This window comes from Bacillus sp. BR3(2024), from assembly GCF_039134555.1.
Taxonomy (GTDB): domain Bacteria; phylum Bacillota; class Bacilli; order Bacillales; family Bacillaceae_G; genus Bacillus_A; species Bacillus_A cereus.
This window is the reverse complement of record NZ_CP152433.1, coordinates 1,740,375-1,760,730: the sequence shown is the minus strand read 5'-3', so window position 1 is coordinate 1,760,730 and position 20,356 is coordinate 1,740,375. Positions and strand designations below refer to the sequence as shown.

Below are 20,356 nucleotides of genomic sequence, written 5' to 3'. Positions count from 1 at the left end.
TTCTATCATTTCTTATTTTTTAGTCGCATCCTCATTATTTATATCAAGTACATCTAATAAAAAGATAAAGATTGGTATCCCGATAATAAGCCCCCATATTCCAAGGAAATGCTCTGAGAAGATAAGAATCATAAATGTGTAGAATATTGGTAAATTTGTTTTTGCAGACATAAACTTCGGATTTAAAAAATAACTTTCAAGAGCATGGATTACTGTTATGAATACGAGTATGTATACTACGTACATAACTCCGCCTACGTTGTAAGCAATGATACAAAGTGGAAACAAAGAAATAATCACACCTGCAACAGGAATCAACCCTAGTAAGAAAATCATAACAGCTAATACAAGTAGCTGTGGAAATCCTAAAACGATTAATGCAATGACAGTAAGAATACAATTTACAACGGCAATTAAAAACTGAGCCTCAATTACTTTGCCGAACGATCTTGCAAATCTTTCACCAAAATATGCAATTTCTCCATAAAAGATTTTTAACTTACTATCTTTAAACTTTGATGTAAATGTAATAATACGCTCTTTTTCTAATAAGAAAAATAAGCTTAAAATTAGAGATAATAATATTTGTAAACTTACCTTTCCTATATTTGCTATTGATTGATATATGACGTCTACACCTTGTTCTATATATTTTGATACTTCCATCCCATTAATTGTCGAAAGTGCATATTTAACGATTTCATTATCAGGTGGATTTTGAAAAAACAGTTTAAATTGATAAATTAATTGTGAAATTTGTATCGTCAGCACAGGTAAATATTTATATAATGTTGTGCCTATAAAGGAAACTAGTATTATATATAAACATGCAATAACAATTTTCCGGTTTACTTTCAATTTTCTTGAAATAAAACGTTGAAATCGATCCATTAAAAACGTCAGTATAAACGTAATTAATATTAAATTAATCATACTTTTTAATGCGTATAATACAAGCGCTACTATTATTAAAACGAGAAACCGTTGAAACCCTCTACTTCGAAAAAAACTCTTTACTTCATTCATTAAGAATTAACCCCCCTTCAATGGATGGAAATTGAATATATTACATTTTATGAACTCCTATAGACAATCTTTCTTACTAATTGAGAAGAATCCTTTTTTTCTTTTCATATTGTTAGATTCGTTTAACTGGAATCCACCAACATAATTTCGGTGGCAGTTATTTTTCATATAATCTTTTATAAACTAGGTGATTTTCTATTTTTAGACTGCTGTTCATACGCATATCCAATATTGAAAAGCTCTTTTTCACCAAACTGTTTCCCTACAAACACTACACCGATTGGTTCTCCATTTTTATCATATCCAGCAGGAACCGCTAATTCCGGATAACCAGCTACAGCTGATAGAAGGACTTCATCGTTATTAATCATAACTAGAGCATCCAAACCTTTTTCTACTAAATACCTATCTAGCTCTTTTCTTGCATTTTCTTGACTCGTTTGCACTACGTTTTCAAACTCTTCTTTCGTTATAGCAGATTTTTCAGACCCTTCAATTAATGTTTGTCCGTATTTTATTCGTCTTTTACTATCCTTTTTATTAAACGCTATAATCTCTTCTAACGATTTTACCGGTACATTCTTTTGCTGTGAAAGATAGTCGTTTACATTATGCTTGAACTCATATTCTAATGTTTGCAAATTATCTACACCCTCAGCACTTAACTGGATATTATCAGTTAATATCGCACCTGCATCTTGAAGGTCTTTTCTAATTTTTTCTACTACTACTTTTCTATTTTCATCTTGTTGGTCTACAGAAAAAAGAAGCCCTATCTTTTTCCCTTTTAATCCATCTATTGATAAATCCTTTGTATAATCAATTCTTTCTTTATCTTTCATTTTTTCTGTCATAACATCTTTTTCGTCATAACCTATCATTGCATTAAATAACGTTGCTACATCTTTTACTGTTCTTGCCATAGGTCCTGCTGTATCAAGAGTTTCAGCTAATGGAATAATTCCTGTTCTACTTACCATACCTAAAGATGGACGTAACCCAACTACTGATTGCTGCGCCGCTGGTGCAACAATCGATCCCGTCGTTTCTGTTCCAATTGCAAGCGGCGCAAAATCTGCTGCAACTACTGTAGCAGATCCTGAACTTGATCCTGAAGTATCGAATGTAATCGGACCGTACGGGTTTAAATTTTGTCCTTTCTTCCCGCTATACCCGCTTGGCATTGTAAAAGATAAATAGTTCGCCCACTCAGACATATTCGCTTTTCCTAAAACAAATGCTCCTTCTTCTTTCAACTGCTTCACAATTGTTGCGTCTTGATCTGCAATCCAATCTTTTAATACATAAGTTCCTGCACTAGTCGGCATCACTTTTTCCGTCTGTACATTATCTTTTACAACGACAGGAATACCATATAAATTCGAATTTTTGTTTCTACCCCGCTCTTGATCTAACTTTCTTGCTTCTTCCATCGCATTAGGATTTATCTCTGTAACAGAATTTAATGTTATTCCATTTTGATCATGTTCTTGTATTCTAAAGAGATAAATACTCGTTAATTCTTCATATGACAACTTTCCATCATCAATCATTTTTTGAAGCTCATCTACAGTCGCATTTACGACTTCTCTTTCTTTTATCTTTACATTTTCTATATTGATTCCTTTAAGCTGATTATGTATCGGTTGTAGCACTCTTTCTTTATCATATACAATACGCTCAGGTTCCTTTGGAAAATAATTTTTATACACGTAATATCCGCCGGCACACGCTAATAAGACAATGCCTCCAGTGATAGACAGCGTTACCTTTACCCATTTCTTCATGTTGCTTCCTCCACTCTATAAGATGCTTAGCTATACAAAAAAGAGAGTTACCTTTTACTTAACTCTCTCCAATCAAAATGCTAAATGAAAAAATGAAAGATTTCAATCTAATTACTTCTTTTTTTGCATTTGCTTTGCTAACATTTCTTTCACTTGATTATACGTTAACCCTGAATTTTTATTTAAACGCTTTACTTCCTCAACATCAGTACCTACCACTGTATATTTTTTCTCATCATTCATTTTTCTAATTCCCTTCTCACCGTATTATTTCTTATATTTCTTCCCTAAATGCGCATAAATTAACACCACTACAAAAAAGGAAGCTGTTTTTAAGCACAGCTTCCTTCTCGTTACATATTGTATTTCTTAATAAAATTTCACTACATCTTCAGTAGGCAAGAACGTTCTTTCTGCTGGTTGTTCGTTTGGTTCACCAAATGGCATTTGACCTACTAAGCTCCACTCTGCCGGAATGTTCCAAGTTTCTTTCACTTCAGCATCTACGATTGGGTTGTAATGTTGTAATGACGCCCCAATTCCTTCAGCAGATAATAGCATCCACACAGTAAGTTGTAACATCGCATTTCCTTGATGAGACCAGAATGGAAACTGATCTTTGTATAATGGGGCATTTTCTTGCATTTTTTCTACAGTTGCTTGATCTTCAAAGAATAGAACTGTTCCTACACCTGCATGGAAGCCTTTTAGTCTTTCTACAGTCGCTTCAAAGTTTTCTGCTGGTACGCGTGCTCTTAGTGTTTCTTTAACGATATCCCAAAACTTTTCATGCTCTCCATCCATTAATACAACCATACGACCACTTTGCATATTGAAAGATGTTGGTGCGTGTAAAGCTGTTTTTAACACTTCTTCAATTTTTTCTTTCGTAATTGCATCGTTTTTTGTTACTTTACGAATTGAATGGCGGTTCACGATTGCTTCTTTTAAGTTTGTTGTAGTTGCTGACATTTTAATTCCTCCAAATGTTTGTTTTATCATTTATTTTGTTATTTCATAACAAGCGAATTAGCAATATCCATCGGTATTACATTGCATACCTTCAAATGAATTTGTTTTATCCTTTTCAATTTCTTTATCAATGACCCTTTCTAGTGTTTCTTTACTAGCAAGCCCTTGAATGACTTCATCTCCAATCATGACAGTTGGAACAGCCATAATATTCGCTTCATCATATGCGTGTTGAATTGCTTCTTGATGCTTTTCTTTATATTTACGAGTTACTAAAGCATCTTTAAATTCCGCCTCAGGAAGTCCTACTTCTACCGCTAATTTTGTTAACACATCAATATCTTCAATGTTTTGCTCTTCTTGGAAAAATGCTGTGAATACGCGGTGATGATACTCATTACCTAGTCCACGTTCTTTCGCAAATTGACATCCTTCGAAAGCTAAATGTGTATATGGATGTGGTGAAACACGTGGCAAGCGCATATCAATTCCTAACTTCTTCGCTGTCGGAAGAATGAAAGCATCCCATGAACCTAATTTTTCTGGTTCATTCCATGGATCTATTTTTGAATATGGACTTGGACGTAATTCAAATGGCATCCATTCAATCTCTACATCTTTCTCTTTCGCTACCTCATCTAATGGACCTTTTGCTAAAAAACAAAACGGACATATAAAATCTGAGTATACTTTCATTTTTACAGTCATAACTTTTACACCTTACCTTATCGTTGTAATCAAATCAGTTACATTGATGATAAAAAAATATAAATATTATTTAAGCATTCATTTTTTCTTGCAAAGTTTCAAACAACTGCCCCATCGTAATATTTCTCAAAACTTCTTCCATCGCGGATTGTGCTTGAATTAAAATAATTTCTAACACCGCTTGAATATTCGCCCCAATTGGACAATCTGGATTCGGTTGCTCGTGAATATGAAATAGCTTGTCTTCTTCGACTACGTTCACTGCATGATACACATCTAACAATGTGATTTCATGTAAATCCTTTAGTAATCCCGCGCCACCCGGTCCACGATTTACGTAAACAAAGCCAGCTTGTTTCAAGTACGACATGATTTTACGAATGACTACTGGATTTGTATTGACACTCTCAGCCATATAGTCTGAAGTACAAAGTGAAGATGGATTGTTTTTCAAAATAGATAAAATATGAACAGCTATGGAAAAGCGGCTACTAATTTTCATCGTAATCACCACCTCGATGTAATCATTATAGTTACAACTAAAAAATAAGTCAATCCTTTTCATAGATTTTTTATAAGCAAATTAAAAAGTGCCCCATTATGATATATGAGACACCCCTTTTTATTCTGCAAATAGCGCTTGAAATTCTTCAATAAATAGCTGTACAGCGATTGAAGAATCCTTTAATGAAGGAACAGCTAAAGCAATTTCTCTCCATACTTGCGGCTCCAATTCTCTCGTTTGCACATTCTGTGGTAAATTCGTTAAAGATAATTCAGCTAATATTGCAATGCCTAATCCTTCTTGAATCATATTTAAAGCTGTAGTAACGGTAGAAATTACATACTCAGCCCGAAGTGGTACGTTGGCTTGTTTAAACATATCAATGATGGGTGGTTCGTATCCGCCCTTACATAATATGATCGGTTCATTCTCCAAATCACGAATTGTAATAGAGTCCTTCTTACAAAGAGGATGATCCTCTCTTAAGATAGCAACCATTTTTCCCTTCGTTAACGGGACAATCTCCATCTCTTTATTAGGCAAAATAACAATTCCTATATCAACAACCCTCGATATTAACCAATCTTCAACTTCTTTAATTGTTCCTTCACAAAGAACGACCTCTAAGCTCGGATACTTCTCCTTAAAATGGTTTATCATTTTCGGTAAGAAATGTGCAGAAGCACTCGGAAAACTCCCAATTCGAATCGTCCCCACTTCGTGTCCTTTCTCCATCGCAACTTCTTGTTCAATCTTCTCTACACCGTTCAAAATCTCTCTAATATGTACAAGAATTCTGTTTCCTACATCCGTAACGAGTAATCCTTGTCGTTTATCACGTATAAGAATCGTAACTCCTAACTCTGACTCAATACTTGAAATTGCATGACTTACAGCTGGCTGCGTCATATTTAACACCCTGGCAGCCTTCGTAAAACTACCTAACTCAATAGTTTTTATTAATACTTGCAGTTGTGTAATAGTCATAACTAATCACTTATACTCCTTATAAAAAAGATTCATTTTATTTATTACATTCGATATCATATCATAGTGAAATGAATAACAACAAGGAGGTCTTACCGTGACACAGCTTTCTCGAACTAAGACGGCCATAATCCTTACCTTTCTCGTTTTCATGTGGGGAATCAATTGGCCTTTATCTAAATTTGCCCTGCATTATACACCACCCGTTTTATTTGCAGGCGTTCGAACTTTAATTGGAGGATTCATTTTACTCCTTTTCGCTCTACCCAAATATAAAGAATTACATTTAAAAGAAACGTGGCATTTATACGTTATTTCTTCTTTACTTAACATCATTATATTTTACGGGTTACAAACTGTTGGTCTTCAATATATGCCTGCTGGGTTATTTTCCGCCATTGTATTTCTACAACCAGTTTTACTCGGTATTTTCTCGTGGATATGGCTTGAAGAATCAATGTACGGCTTGAAAATTTTCGGGCTTGTTCTCGGATTTATTGGTGTAGGTGTTATTAGCTCAAGCAGTTTAACAGGACATATTTCTGTTATTGGAATCCTTCTCGCGTTAGGATGCGCTATTGGCTGGGCACTTGGCACAGTATTCATTAAGAAGACTGGTCACCGTGTGAATGCCATTTGGATGGTAACAATTCAGCTTCTTATCGGTGGTCTTTGTTTAATCGGATTTGGCTCAGAATTTGAAAGTTGGTCTAGTATTGCTTGGAGTATGCCATTTGTTAGTGTACTACTCTTTATTTCATTCTTTGTTATTGCAATGGGGTGGCTTGCATACTTCACACTCGTTGGAGCTGGTGAAGCGAGTAAAGTAGGGGCTTATACATTCCTTATTCCCCTTATCGCTATTATTGTAAGTTCAATCTTCTTACATGAAGCCATTACAATGAGCTTATTTATTGGCCTATTATTTATTGTTGTGAGCATTTGTTTTGTAAATATAAAGCCGAAAACACTTGCTGTAAGGCAGCAGGTTGAAGTGAAATAAATATGAGAAAGAGCCTACTATTTGTAGGCTCTTTTTTATATCTTATTTTTTACGACGCACTACAAAAACACACGCACCTACCGAAGATACAATTGCCAAAATAGATAAAACAATTGCTATCAACTGCATATTACTAGTACCTTCATTCTTTTCTACATTAGATACTTCACCATGTTCTCCTGTTAATGACGTACCTTTTGCAATTGTAGTAAGTGAATGCGGTTTTTCAGCTTTCTCATCGCCTGTCCATTCAACAATTTCTCCGTCTTTATATTGTTGATATGCATCCCAAGCTATTTTTTGTTCTTTATCCGGATTTTTAGCGACGAAAGTAAATCGCTGGAACTGACCGGGTAAAATCCCTTCTCCTATTGCTTCCCATACTACAGTTTTCACTTTTCCGGCATTATCTTTCTGCTCTTCCATTTTCCACCCTGGCACTGGTTCATACTGTTGGAATTCCACACCAGACGGTATTTTCAGTGTAACTTTTGTTGTTGCTATATTCTTTTCAACTGGTACTTTTATCGTGTAAGTCTCCCAAGAACCGATGTCAGAAGTTGCTGGCTTCACAGTAACGTGCGCACTAACAGGTAACGAAAACATTCCCATTGTAATTGCTGTTGCGATCATTGTTGTTCCTAATTTTTTTATACGTTCCATTTTCAATTAGCTCCTTTTTATCTATACCTACTCTTTATCCCGCTATTCGCCGGGTAGCCCAATTGATGAGGGCTGCTTAAAGTTTCACTTTATCTGCCACCTACAATAAATTTATAATCCGTATCGAAGCTATCAAGCGATTTCGTTAATCCATGTACTTGTATATTCCAGTTTCCTGTCATGTTAATATACATACCTTCTGCTTCATATTCTCCCGGTGAAACTGCCGAAACTTTAAATGATCCTTTTCCCATATTCATATCTAACGATTGAGTCGTTAATATAATTTGTTCCATATCAGTAACGGGTTGTCCGTTCTCATCCTTTAAAGTAATATGGAATATATTTTGTCCTACTCTATTAGGACTTACATTTAGCGTCATTTCATATCCATTATCTAATTGTTTACTCTCTGTAAAAGGTCCAGTAGGAGGCATCGGTGGTGTTTGTACGTTTGTCATAAAAGCTCCGATGACGAAAATGATAATTCCAATGATAAACTCTACTTTCACCGTAGCACCTAATCCTTGCTCCGCTCTCATTTTCCCTTTCACATAATGAATAATTCCCAATATCCCCATGAAAACGAATAAAAGTAGCTTTGCTAGTAAAGCTAATCCATACTTCGTATCAAATAACGAGTGGATTGTTGGAATAAAAAATGTACTGTTAAAAAGACCTGTTATTAAAATCACAATGACAGCGCATGTTGCCCACGGTGAAAAACGCTTAATCATATCCCAATACATATTCCATTTGTTATCCTCTTTACGTAACAGAAGAATAATAGACGATAAACCACCAATCCATAATGAAGCTGCGAATAAATGTAAAAAATCCATAACAACAGCAATATCTTTAAACTTTAAACCATATGCGTGACTATTAAATGCTTTCATAACAAGTATTCCAATAAACAGCACTATTGGAATACTCCATACTTTAAAAGACGATAGCTTCTCACGCCTCATCGCAAAATACGTAACGATTATAAGCGAACTAACGAGAACCATTTGAGTAATCCAAACATAACTAAAAACAGAAAGCTGTAACGTTTCTTTTAATAGTAAAGGATTGAATGCTTCTAGCCATGAAACATCAGCATTTATTTTCGCTTGCAGTGGTAGATTGAATAACAAGCTAGTAAATATCCCTAATAAGGAAATCCATATTATGTTCTTACTCCTTGATCGAACCGAGGTTGCATTCCCTTTATACATAATAAGATTAAAGAATAGCACTCCTATAAATAGTGAGAAACTTGTATATAAAATTCCACGTTCAATGATCATATCAATTTGCGGAACATATCCCATCTCTTCTACTTGTATATCATCTGCTCCAGCTTCCGCTAATCCAATACGGAATGGAATAACTCCTTGAATGGGATGTCCATCAGCTGAAATAGCTTTCCACTGAATAGAGTAGAGACCATTTTTAAGATTCTCTTTCAATCCAGCTTCTAATAGCTTTTTATTTTTTTTATCAATATGAGCATCTTTTAAATCGACCCTTTTACCTGATGTATCTCTCACGTACAATGTATTAAAACTTGAGATTTGTATGTCCTCATCGAATTCGATTTTTACAACAGATGGTGCTTTCTTCAATGTTTCATTTTCAGTAGGGTTTGATTTCACAACGTACGCATGAGCAGATGCACTTTGCGGGATCAATATGATAAGCACACACACAAGTAATAGCCATGTCCCTAATCTTCTCATTACTTTCACACTCATTTCACTTCTTTCTTCCTCATTGCTCTATTTTCATTATTTTAACTTCCAAAGTTTGATTCTTGGGCAAAATATTAACCTGATTAAATATAAATTTCTATAAAGTATAACTCTTTATTTCTCTTCCACCTCTAAGCTTCCAATATAATAGTAACTATTATGATAGATACAACTTACATTTTTAAAGCCGATTGTTATTATATCATAAAATATATTTATGTAAGTTATCAAAGAAGAAAAGTTATCGTGAATCATTTGTGAAGAAAATGTGAAATACATAAATAAAAAGGTATTACGTTATTACGTAACACCTTTAAAAAAATATCCCTCTTCTATTTCTCTTCCGGATAATCACAATACTCGATAATCGTTCCTTCAGTATCCGCTGGGTTAAGATAAATTAACCTTCTACCGTGCTTATTAATGCGTAGTGTATGCTCTAATGTCCGAATACCTTGTTCTTTTAACTCTTCTAGAGCCACATCTAAATCATCGACACGATACGCAACGTGATGTACACCTTTACCTTTTTGTTTTATAAATCGGGCAATTGGTGAAGTGGTGTTATTTGTCGGTGCAAGTAATTCAATTCTATCTCCATCCACTTCAAGAATGGCTACTTCACTTTCTACACCTGTTGCCTCACTTACGTAACGATCTATTAATTCTCCTGATAGAACCTGTTCATAAAAACGTATCGTACTATCTATATCACGAACTGCGATTCCGATATGATCAATTGTTTTTTTCATTTTATTTCCCCTACTACTTTATTTTTTCTCATTATTAATAGTAACAAAAAAAGCTATAGAAACAAGTTCTATAACTTTTTTATTTAACCTATTTTCTTATCCGCTCTAGTTTCTGGTTGAACTTGGTTTTTCACTTTTAAAATGCTAAGTCCATATCCGATAAATCCACCGATAATCGCTGGGAAGATCCAGCCTAATCCTACTTCCTGCATCGGAAGGAATTTAGTGAACACTTGGCTTACTACTTCAATGTTAACTCCAGCTGCACTTAATCCATCGAATAAGCTGATGATAAATGTTACGATTAAGCTCACTTGATAAACTTCAGCTCTTCCTTTGAATAATGAATGGAAGAATGTTAAGAAAATCAATACGATTGCTAGTGGATAAATTGCTGTTAATACTGGAACAGAAACTGCGATTAACTGTGTTAATCCTACATTTGCAACAATTGCACTAAATACACATAGCGTGATTGCAATTGCTTTGTAAGGAACATTTGGGAATAACTTATGGAAGAATGAAGAACATGCTGATACAAGTCCCACACTAGTTGTTAAACAAGCTACTGTAATCATTAATCCTAATAATACTCCGCCATATGATCCGAAATAGTAGTTAGAAACTTTCGCTAATACTTCTCCGCCGTTCTCTAAATGTCCAAGCTTTGCAACACTTGAAGCACCCATATAAGAAAGTGCTGTATAGATAATTGCTAAAATAGATGCTGCAATAATTGTCGCTTTTGCACAAACGACCATAATTTGTGTTTTCGTTTTCGCACCTTTTTCTTTAATAGCATTGATAATGATAATCCCGAATACGAATGATGCAAGCGTATCCATCGTTAAGTATCCTTCTTGGAATCCTTTAAAGAATGCATGTGATGTATAAGCTTCCACTGGTGCTTGCATATCTCCAATCGGATGTATAAAAGCAACGATTACTAAAATACCGATGAAAGTCAACTTAATTGGTGTTAAGATTTTTCCAACAATATCGACAATTCTCGCGGGATTTAGCGAAAAAAAACAAGTGATACTAAAGAATATAATTGTGAAAAGAATTAAAGGTGTAGAACCTACTCCTTCTGGCATAAACGGTTTAAGACCAATTTCATAAGAAACATTTCCTGTTCTCGGTATTGCAAATAACGGACCAATCGCTAAGTATAAAACTGTTGTAAACACAATCCCAAACACTGGGTGAGCACGACTAGCTAACGACTGCAAATCATCTTTACCTGAAAAACCAAATGCTAGCACACCTAGTAATGGTAATCCAACACCAGTTACTAAAAATCCAGCGTTAGCAATCCATACATTCTCTCCTGCTGATTGACCAAGCATCGCTGGGAAAATTAAATTTCCCGCTCCAAAAAATAGTGCAAATAACATTAATCCAATAACTACTATGAACGAAAACGGTACTTTATTCGCCATAATATAACCCCCATTCAAGTTTCCTTATCTCATTTTCCAATTTTAACTAATTGAATTTTCTGAATATTTAATTTAAGTATCAACTATTCTTGAACTCATTATAGTTTGCTATATAATATTTTGCAATACTATTTTCGAACTTTTCTTTTATTTTATAAATATACATTTTTTAACATGAAAAATAGACTAAAAAACCAACATGGTCATCCATGTTGGTTTTTCCATTTACTATCATGAATTAAAATTTTGCTGCTACTTTTTTAACGTTTTCTAGACCTTCTTCAACAATTTGTTGTGAACGATCTGGATATTGATTGTGTCCTTCAATTACAACTGTCTCTGGATTTGTAATTCCCCAGAATCCAAGTACCGTTGTTACGTAATTAACTGCCATTTCCATAGGAGCCATTTGCTCTGAAGAGTAATCTGAACCACGAGCACCTAACACAACTACTTTTTTACCACCAACTAAACCTTCTGGGCCATTTGCTGTATATTTAAACGTTTTTCCAGCTTGAGATAAGTATGAAATATATGTGATTAATGGCGCTGGTACTGTAAAGTTCCATAATGGGAATGCAAATACAACCTTATCAGCTTCTAAAAACTGATTTAAATATTGATCTACTGTAGCAACTGCCTTCTCTTCTTCAGCAGTTAACTCCATGCCTTGGCTACGTTTATATCCACCTGAAATCGCGATATTTCCGTAATAAGGAAGATCTAATGCAAATAAATCTAATTCCGTAATTTCTGTATTTGGATTTGCTTCTTTATAAGTACTTACAAATGTTTCATACATTTTTGAACTAACTGCTTGCTCCGCTGGACGATCGTTTGCTTTTACAAATAATACTTTTGACATTTTTTTATTCCCCTCTACATTCGTATTTTCTTCTTTTTTACCAAATAATGAGCTAAATAGTCCCATTTTCTTCACCTAATCTTTCTTTTCATATTCATTATTCATCATCATAAAAATTCTTATTCTAAGAAAAAGTTCCAATAGATACCTTAAGTTAAGCTATCAAAACTTTTTGTTATTTAATTACCTTATGTAAGTGATTGTAATATAGTCACTTACTTTAGTCAAGTAACTTTTAATAAAAAATAAAATCTCAATTCAAAAATATTAACTAAAATACAATTGAACACCAAATACATCTTTATTACTTGTATAATAAACTTAGAGAGGAAAATTCATATATAGAAAGGATTTATTCATGAGCACTATAGAAAAGATTCAAACTTTTATTATTCTTTTTGCTGTTACATGCGGCATCGTACTCGGACAATTTAATATGATACATACGTATTCAGACCAGTTTATTGTCCCCTTCTTATTTTTCATGCTATATGGATTATTCCTCAGCATCCCATTAAAAGAAATAAAAAACGGATTTCGTAATTTAAAATTTGCTGGAACAAGTCTTACTATTAACTTCTTATGGACACCTTTACTCGCTTGGGGATTAGGAGCACTATTTCTTTCAGATCATCCAGCACTTTGGGTTGGATTTATAATGTTAATGGTTACTCCATGCACAGATTGGTACTTAATCTTTACTGAAATAGCGAAAGGAAATGTAGCACTTTCTACTGCAATTTTACCTGTAAATTTAATTTTGCAAGTACTACTCCTTCCAATTTATTTATTTTTATTTGCTGGTGTCATGAAAACTGTAGCGGTTTCTGTTTTAGTAGAAAGTATTGTTATCGTAATCGTCTTACCATTTATACTTGCACACGCTACAAAATTCATTATGAATAAAATGAAAAAAGCTGAAACTCTCGAGAATAAACTCATTCCGTTTTTCAGCTCTGCTCAAATTGTATTTTTAAGTTTAGCAATAATAGCGATGTTTGCATCACAAGGTAAATATTTACTGCAAAATATGAATGTCGTTTTATTATTACTCGTTCCTGTTCTATTGTTCTTCATCATTAATTTTTTACTAGGACAATTTATCGGGCGCATCATGCATTTATCTTACAAAGATACAGTAAGTCTAAGCTTAACAACGTTAGCAAGAAACTCACCTGTTGCACTCGCTATCGCTGTAACAGCTTTTCCAGACGAGCCTCTTATCGCACTTGCACTCGTTATTGGACCGTTGATTGAGTTACCGGTACTAGCTTTTGTTTCACAAGTTTTGTTGCTTATTAAGAAAAAACGGCAATACGCATAATAAAAACCGTCCCATTTTGGGACGGTTTTTATTATGGAAAGATTACATACAACACTTGCTTCTTATTTATCAATACAAATGAAATTACCGAAACTACAAACGTAATAATACCAATTGTAATAAAGTGAAACTTTAATCATTGGGGGTTTTGTTAATCCCCCAATGATTATTAGCCCTCACCACTCCCGCATTAACAGATCCTTTCTAATTAAAAATGATAGGAAACGTAAATATAACGAAAGCTGCCCAAAGTCCGTATATTGGCAAATACTTCGTAACGGCATCTTGGATAGCTTTTAGTCCTGATTTATTTTGCAAGAAACGCATATAGGCAAACATAATCCAAATGAGATTTGCCCAAATCAGTATGTTTACTCCTAAAACAGCAAGTCTATTAGGTGTAATCCCGTAAGAAGAAAGTCTGAATACTATGGCTGACAATGCGACAGTGTCAATAATAAGCGCCAGAACAATTAAGGAAAAATTTATATAATCTGAAATGTTCTTTTTCTCGTCCGAGTCACTCTCAACGATAGAAAATATAGTAACAGCCAATACGCCAAGCAATATTCCGTTGAAGGCCATTAGGAAATTGCGATCCAAGAATGGATTTTTCCCGACCCAAATTACCGTTATAAGATAGATAAGCAACGTAATCAGGACGAGAGGACTAAAAATTTTAGATATGTATGGTGTAATATTTTTAGCAAGCTTAAGATTCATTGATACTAAGTATGCAGTCACAATAGCGAGAGCCGCTGCTCCAAATAAAACAACATTACTAAAATAGAATTCTCCTATATCTAAGTCAACAAAGCTAAATAAACGCATGGTGAATACCGCAAGTATCATTCCGCTCACTGCCATGCTCCCGTAGAGAAGACAATATTCTAAATTAAATTTAATATAGGCTAATCTTGTACTGCCTTTTGAATATTCATTTCCTGTAAATGCAAGCCCTACTAAGACCCATAAAAATATAGGAAGATGTAAATACGCAAGTATGGTACTGTCTTTATAATTTACTGGCAGCGTATTAAGATAATACCCGGAAATTAGGAACAACGCTGCAAGGGAATAAATAATACTTTTTTTCGGAGTATTATTGTAAACAAAATAAGCAGCAATAAAGGGAATTACACCAAAAGCCAAGTTAATTGGAGCAATTGCTTCCTGCTCAACAAAGTGGAAAATGATCCTGGTGCTTATGCCGGCCAGAATAGCTAAAAGGCCCATGAATAAGAAACCTTTTTGAAACAAAGATGTTTTTTCTTTATTTACTTTCTCCTTGAAATGCAACCTTTCATACCAAGCAGCTAGAACCTGGGAATCAGGATTTTGGTCCCATGCTTGTGAGAATGCTTTTTTAAAAGCTTTCGGATCTTTTCTATACATCTTCTCCAACTCATGGGGGTTATCCATATTTTTAACAATCAAATTGTTAATGTTCATAGTTATACCTCCTCTAATTTAAAAAATAAGGTTGTTACCTTTTAACAAAAGCACCTCACTCATTTATTATGATTTTGATTTTAATACAAGTTTTATCGTTTTACAATAAAAAATTATTATTTAAAGGATTTTTTTTATCGTTAAATTTTATATAAAAGAAAAACAAAAGAGCATGACAGTTTTATGTCATGCTCTTTTAACAAATTAATTCTCAAATACAAAATTAATCTTATTATCTTTCCACTCTAATTTCGCATCAAACGTTTTCTCGCCCTTTTTAAAGCCTTTAATTAAGTCAGTCTTTTCACCTTTTAAGAGCTTTGTCATATTCTTTTGCGAAATTGTTTTACTTAATATCTTCTTTGAAATGGTGAAATCACATTGCGTTGTATTATAGTTAGAACAACCGTAAAACGTTGACTTATCAATTACATCGCCATCACATTTTTTACAGCTACCAACCTTTTTACCCGTTGTAAATTTCGATCCTTTTCGTTCAATCGATTCAACATGTAGTCCAGTGAAATCCCACTTCTCAGACATTTCCACTGCATCTTCAATAATTTTAGCTGATAGCTTTTTCGTCTGTTCCATAAATGTAGCTGGTGAAGCTGTACCTTCACCAATTTCCGCAAGACGTTGTTCCCATTTCGCAGTCATTTCTGGTGAAGCTAGTATTTTATCACCAATTGCGGTAATTAATACTTTTCCTTTATCAGTCGCATACACTTGGTTTTTCTTTACATCTATATACTTACGGTCTTTCAGCATCGTAATAATACCTGCGCGAGTCGCTTCCGTACCTAAACCTTCTGTTTTCTTTAATACTTTCTCCAGCTCTTCATTCTCTAAATACTTACCAGCTGTTTTCATTAACGTAATAAGTTGTCCTTCTGTATAGCGCTTCGGTGGCTGTGTTTTTCCTTCTTTCACTTTCACCTTTACAACTTTTCCTTCTTCGCCTTCAGCTACAATTGGAAGAATGGTTTCGTCATCTTTATCGTCTTGGAAAATAACTTTACGCCAACCTTCTTGAATTTGCTGTTTTCCTTTTGAAATGAATTCAGCACGTTCATCTACAAGCGTTACAATCGTTGTATAGTCAAAGATTGCAACTTCATAATGAGCTGCAATAAGCCTTCTTACGATCATATCGTATATTTTCTTTTCATCACCTGAGAGTCTGCTTGGGTTTGTAACTTGCTCTGTCGGAATAATTGCGTAGTGATCTGTTACTTTCTTTTCATTTACATAACGCTTGTTATTCATAATGGATTCAACCGGAGCCGGTAATAAGCCTTTATATTCATCAAACTGACTTAACTTCTGTAAAATATCAGGGAACGTCGCTGCTTCTCCTTGTGTAACATAGTTAGAATCTGAACGTGGATAAGAAACAATCCCTTTTTGATATAGTGCTTGCGTTATATCAAGCGTCTTTTTCGGTGAAAACTTAAAGGCTTTATTTGCCGTTGCTTGCAGTGATGATAAGTTAAATAAAAGCGGCGGCTGAAACTCTTTACGCTCCGTTTTCATTTCCTTCACAACTGCCGGTTTCCCTTGGCAAAATGCCGCAATTTTATTCGCCATATCAGGGTCTTTTAAGCGGGATTCATTATCCTTTTCCCATTTTCCGTCATATTTCTTTCCTTCTATATTAAAGGTTGCAAACACTTCCCAGAAAGGCTCTGACTTAAAGTTTTCAATTTCTTTCTCTCGCTTTACAATCAATGCTAACGTTGGTGTCTGGACACGACCAGCAGAAAATACATCATTCATTCCTTTTTTCTTTAGCAAAATACTAAAAACACGTGATGCATTCATACCAACGACCCAGTCCGCACATGACCTTGTATACGCCTCATAATACGTATTAATTGTATCTGCTTCATCAAGTAGATTTTTAAACCCTTGGTAAATAGCTTGCTTCGTTAAAGACGAAATCCATAGACGCTTCATCGGCTTTTGCACGTTACAAAGATTAATAATATTTCGTACGATCAGTTCCCCTTCACGCCCAGCATCGCCTGCGTGAATAATTTCTGTTACCTGTGGATTATGTAACAGCTGTTTCACAACGTTAAACTGTTTATACTTCGACTTTGTTACTTCAAATTGAAAACGCTCTGGAATCATCGGTAACGTATTAAGTGACCATTTTTTCCACTCTGCGTGATAATGCTCTGGATTACATAACTGCGTCAAATGACCAATTGCCCATGTACAGTACGCTCCATTTGGAAATAACTCATTCGCTTCTACTTCTAAATATCCATCTTTCCGGCGATATTTAAACTGTGAAACAAGAGCCAACCCTTGATCTGGTTTCTCGGCAATAATTAATTTCATTTTATAACTCCCTATCTGTATTCCAGTGTTACTTTCATTGTCTATATGTTTAGAAGCGATGATAAAACAACAATCTTATTTATCATTCGCGGTTTGTCTCGCAAATGTGAGACCTATAATATTATACGCTTATTCTTTATGGCTTCACAATAGAAACTCATAATATAACAATTTCTTTCACATGCTTATAATTAAAAAAGACGCCCTAAAAAATCAAGCGTTCCTTTGCTTACATCTATGAAATTGTGCAGATAATATGCAGATATTAATAAGCATAAGTACCCTCCATATAAACATATGATGAAATGAACGATAGGACAAGGAGGTATCATAATGTTTGCTTATACGTTAACTACCTTAACACTTTGCTGTACTTCGATTCTTATTACATCCTATATTTCTAAACGTAAGGGTACCCTAATGGAGTATATGGTATTTATTATGTCTTTTAGTATGAGTATTGGTTTAAGTATTGGTTTTTACTTAGGCATTCTCTTTAAGGGGGAATTACTATATTCTACTTTGCTTGCTATTTTAATTAGTGGTTTTATCGGTTTCTTAATCGGTCTACGTTTTCACCTATATACTGCTTTAGAAGGAATGTTCTCTGGATTAATGGCAAGTATGATGGGAGCAATGATTACAGAAATGTTAAACGCTCAACAAGCTCATAGTATATTGTTCATTAGCCTTTTACTTACTATAACGATTACTATGTCCTGTGTGATTCAATTGTTATCGGAGAACTTTTCTACTTTTATCCAACAGCGTTTTTTGTTATTACTTTCAATTAGTGTAGTAATTATCGTTGCCGTATTTACGACATTCCCAGATCATACTCCTGCACCTTCACCTGGGCATAACCAACATATACATTAGTACTTGCAACAAAAATGAATAAGCAGCTATCCATAGGATAACTGCTTAATATTACTCTGGCTTATTAGGAATGTTTCGGTTTGGAACATAATCCGATTTGTAATCTGTATATTTTACTTCTGTTACCATCCCAGCTGAAGCATGGTGTAAATCATGACAGTGGAACATCCAATCGCCCGGATTATCTGCTACAAAGGCTACTTCATATTCTTCACCCGGTTTTAAGTTCAATGTATCTTTTACAATTGGAGAACCTTCTATCGGTTTTCCATCTTTACTCAACACCTGGAAAAAGTGTCCGTGTAAATGCATTGGGTGATCATCCATTTTAGAACGATTTACCAATCTCACTTTTACTAAATCACCCTTTTTCACTTGAATTGGGTCAATATCCGGAAATACCTTTCCGTTAATTGTATATACCATTTCATTTCCATTCATTTGCGTATTTAAGTCCATATTATATGTGGCAGTATACTCTTGATTTAACGTGAAACTACCTAATTTTTTAGTACCATATTTCATTATATCTACTTTCGGTAATTTTTCTTTTTCGTCTGTTTTATCTTTCATCTCTTTGCTGCCATCATACTCAATAACAGCTTTCATTCCTTTTGCACCTTTATTTTTCGAATGGTCTTCAACATACCATTTCCCAGGATTATTAGCAGTAAATTCAATATCATAACGTTCACCCGGTGCGATTGAAATTACTTTATCCTTTATAACTTTTGGATCGTTTATTGGTTGACCATCTGTCGCAATTACTTTTATATCATGGCCATGAACATGTATATCATGTGATAGATAACCAGCATTGACGAGTCTAAGACGAACGTTATCTCCCTTATTCACTTTTAATGGCGCTACTAAATCACCGCTTTTTCCATTGATTGTGAATAAATCGTACATACTCATATCATGACCTTCCATCTTCATATTTCCATGGTCCATTCCTTCCATATTACTAGAGTCTTTTTTATCACTGCCCATGTTCATATCAGAATGATCCATGCCGTTCTTATCATCATTCTTTTCCCCATTTTCATTACCTTTAGATTTATTACCTATTTGCCCTTTTGTCATTTCTTTTAACTGCTTATTCATTTCTTCTTTATCTGTAACCCATTCATCCAACATTAATGTGTAATCTTTATCATATTTTTCCTTTGTATCTTCTACAATGAGCGCTCCATACAAACCTCTATCTAATTGATTTACAGAATCTTGATGCGAGTGATACCAGTACGTTCCTGGTACGTTCGCTTCAAATTCGTAAGTGAAACTTTTTCCTGGTTCAACTGCATCTTGTGTCACGCCTGGAATTCCATCCATGTTATTTGGGACAGGATATCCATGCCAATGAATAGATACTGGTGCAGATAATTCATTTTTTAATGTCACTTTCACCTTTTCACCTTTTTTCACCCGAATTTCTGAACCAGGAGATGAGCCATTAAATGTCCAGACTGGAACAATAACACCGTTACTTAATTTTTGCTTTTCTTCTTTCGCTATTAAAGTAACTTCTGGTCCGTTTTCAACTTTCAATGGTGTTGTAGCTGTTTCAGTCTGTAGTGTTTTTTTATCATTCATATTTTTATGATCATTTGTTATATTTGTCGTCACAGAACAGGCAGCAATTAAAAATATTACAGAGACTGTAACGGCTGTTAATACAAATCGCTTCATGGAAAATCCCTCCTTTTTCTTTTTCAAAATCATTATAGAAGTTGATTTTCAAGAAAATAAGGAGATGTAATTAGATCTTACGTAAGCTAATTGGAAGATTACTAAAAGCGGAGACATTACAAGAGGCGAATATTTTAGAAATACAAAATATTTTCCTTGTAGCGACTATACTAGCCGTTCTCGTATTTGTTTTGACGTTATTTCTTAAGAAACA

At 34.4% G+C, this 20,356-nt stretch carries 18 protein-coding genes; 3 read left to right on the top strand and 15 right to left on the bottom strand.

Translation table 11 applies throughout. The annotated features are described in order from the left end of the window. Positions 1-12: 12 nt before the first annotated feature. The 7 genes from V7S45_RS09145 to V7S45_RS09115 form a co-directional block, all read right to left on the bottom strand. Positions 13-1,026, bottom strand: a complete 1,014-nt coding sequence (locus tag V7S45_RS09145) for an AI-2E family transporter (RefSeq protein ID WP_048518828.1) — start codon at positions 1,024-1,026, stop codon at positions 13-15. Between the two features lie 176 nt (positions 1,027-1,202). Continuing rightward, positions 1,203-2,813 carry an amidase family protein gene (locus V7S45_RS09140; protein WP_000759479.1) on the bottom strand — a complete coding sequence of 537 codons (1,611 nt, stop codon included), beginning with the start codon at positions 2,811-2,813 and terminating at the stop codon, positions 1,203-1,205. Positions 2,814-2,924: 111 nt separating this feature from the next. Continuing rightward, positions 2,925-3,056 (bottom strand): hypothetical protein, encoded by a 132-nt coding sequence (locus V7S45_RS09135; protein WP_000997344.1) that lies wholly within the window; start codon positions 3,054-3,056, stop codon positions 2,925-2,927. A gap of 126 nt (positions 3,057-3,182) precedes the next feature. Then, complete coding sequence (locus V7S45_RS09130) at positions 3,183-3,785, bottom strand: nitroreductase family protein (protein WP_342761751.1); 603 nt, start codon at positions 3,783-3,785, stop codon at positions 3,183-3,185. 57 nt (positions 3,786-3,842) lie between these two features. Beyond that, on the bottom strand, positions 3,843-4,493 hold the full coding sequence (locus V7S45_RS09125; RefSeq protein ID WP_000216673.1) for a DsbA family oxidoreductase: 651 nt from the start codon (positions 4,491-4,493) through the stop codon (positions 3,843-3,845). A gap of 70 nt (positions 4,494-4,563) precedes the next feature. Then, positions 4,564-4,995 (bottom strand): Rrf2 family transcriptional regulator, encoded by a 432-nt coding sequence (locus tag V7S45_RS09120; RefSeq protein ID WP_000704073.1) that lies wholly within the window; start codon positions 4,993-4,995, stop codon positions 4,564-4,566. A gap of 120 nt (positions 4,996-5,115) precedes the next feature. Next, complete coding sequence (locus V7S45_RS09115) at positions 5,116-5,985, bottom strand: LysR family transcriptional regulator (protein ID WP_000156743.1); 870 nt, start codon at positions 5,983-5,985, stop codon at positions 5,116-5,118. Between the two features lie 97 nt (positions 5,986-6,082). On the opposite strand from V7S45_RS09115, the gene V7S45_RS09110 reads away from it, so the two are divergent. Next, a complete protein-coding gene (locus tag V7S45_RS09110; protein WP_000192812.1) occupies positions 6,083-6,988 on the top strand; it encodes an EamA family transporter in 906 nt (301 codons plus the stop codon). A gap of 42 nt (positions 6,989-7,030) precedes the next feature. On the opposite strand, the gene V7S45_RS09105 is transcribed toward V7S45_RS09110, so the two are convergent. The 5 genes from V7S45_RS09105 to V7S45_RS09085 form a co-directional block, all read right to left on the bottom strand. Then, on the bottom strand, positions 7,031-7,651 hold the full coding sequence (locus V7S45_RS09105; RefSeq protein ID WP_000439685.1) for a DUF1775 domain-containing protein: 621 nt from the start codon (positions 7,649-7,651) through the stop codon (positions 7,031-7,033). Between the two features lie 89 nt (positions 7,652-7,740). Then, positions 7,741-9,390: a copper resistance CopC/CopD family protein gene (locus V7S45_RS09100; protein ID WP_342761750.1), complete on the bottom strand. Its 1,650-nt coding sequence runs from the start codon at positions 9,388-9,390 to the stop codon at positions 7,741-7,743. A gap of 329 nt (positions 9,391-9,719) precedes the next feature. Further along, on the bottom strand, positions 9,720-10,139 hold the full coding sequence (locus tag V7S45_RS09095) for a VOC family protein (protein ID WP_000750856.1): 420 nt from the start codon (positions 10,137-10,139) through the stop codon (positions 9,720-9,722). Between the two features lie 83 nt (positions 10,140-10,222). Next, positions 10,223-11,581: a branched-chain amino acid transport system II carrier protein gene (brnQ, locus tag V7S45_RS09090; RefSeq protein ID WP_342761749.1), complete on the bottom strand. Its 1,359-nt coding sequence runs from the start codon at positions 11,579-11,581 to the stop codon at positions 10,223-10,225. 238 nt (positions 11,582-11,819) lie between these two features. Further along, positions 11,820-12,512, bottom strand: coding sequence for an FMN-dependent NADH-azoreductase (locus tag V7S45_RS09085; protein ID WP_000522528.1), 693 nt, complete (start codon positions 12,510-12,512; stop codon positions 11,820-11,822). 292 nt (positions 12,513-12,804) lie between these two features. On the opposite strand from V7S45_RS09085, the gene V7S45_RS09080 reads away from it, so the two are divergent. Further along, positions 12,805-13,770 carry a bile acid:sodium symporter gene (locus V7S45_RS09080; protein WP_025687212.1) on the top strand — a complete coding sequence of 322 codons (966 nt, stop codon included), beginning with the start codon at positions 12,805-12,807 and terminating at the stop codon, positions 13,768-13,770. Positions 13,771-13,974: 204 nt separating this feature from the next. On the opposite strand, the gene V7S45_RS09075 is transcribed toward V7S45_RS09080, so the two are convergent. Both V7S45_RS09075 and topB read right to left on the bottom strand, forming a co-directional pair. After that, entirely contained in the window at positions 13,975-15,222 is a 1,248-nt protein-coding gene (locus V7S45_RS09075) for a DUF4153 domain-containing protein (RefSeq protein ID WP_025687213.1), read from the bottom strand. 204 nt (positions 15,223-15,426) lie between these two features. Then, complete coding sequence (gene topB, locus V7S45_RS09070) at positions 15,427-17,571, bottom strand: DNA topoisomerase III (protein WP_000766755.1); 2,145 nt, start codon at positions 17,569-17,571, stop codon at positions 15,427-15,429. A gap of 333 nt (positions 17,572-17,904) precedes the next feature. On the opposite strand from topB, the gene V7S45_RS09065 reads away from it, so the two are divergent. Then, the gene (locus V7S45_RS09065) at positions 17,905-18,450 is read left to right on the top strand and encodes a hypothetical protein (protein ID WP_000458541.1); all 546 of its coding nucleotides are present in this window, start codon (positions 17,905-17,907) and stop codon (positions 18,448-18,450) included. Between the two features lie 51 nt (positions 18,451-18,501). Here V7S45_RS09065 and V7S45_RS09060 read toward each other — a convergent pair whose 3' ends face one another. Continuing rightward, on the bottom strand, positions 18,502-20,142 hold the full coding sequence (locus tag V7S45_RS09060) for a multicopper oxidase family protein (protein WP_342761748.1): 1,641 nt from the start codon (positions 20,140-20,142) through the stop codon (positions 18,502-18,504). Positions 20,143-20,356 lie beyond the last annotated feature (214 nt).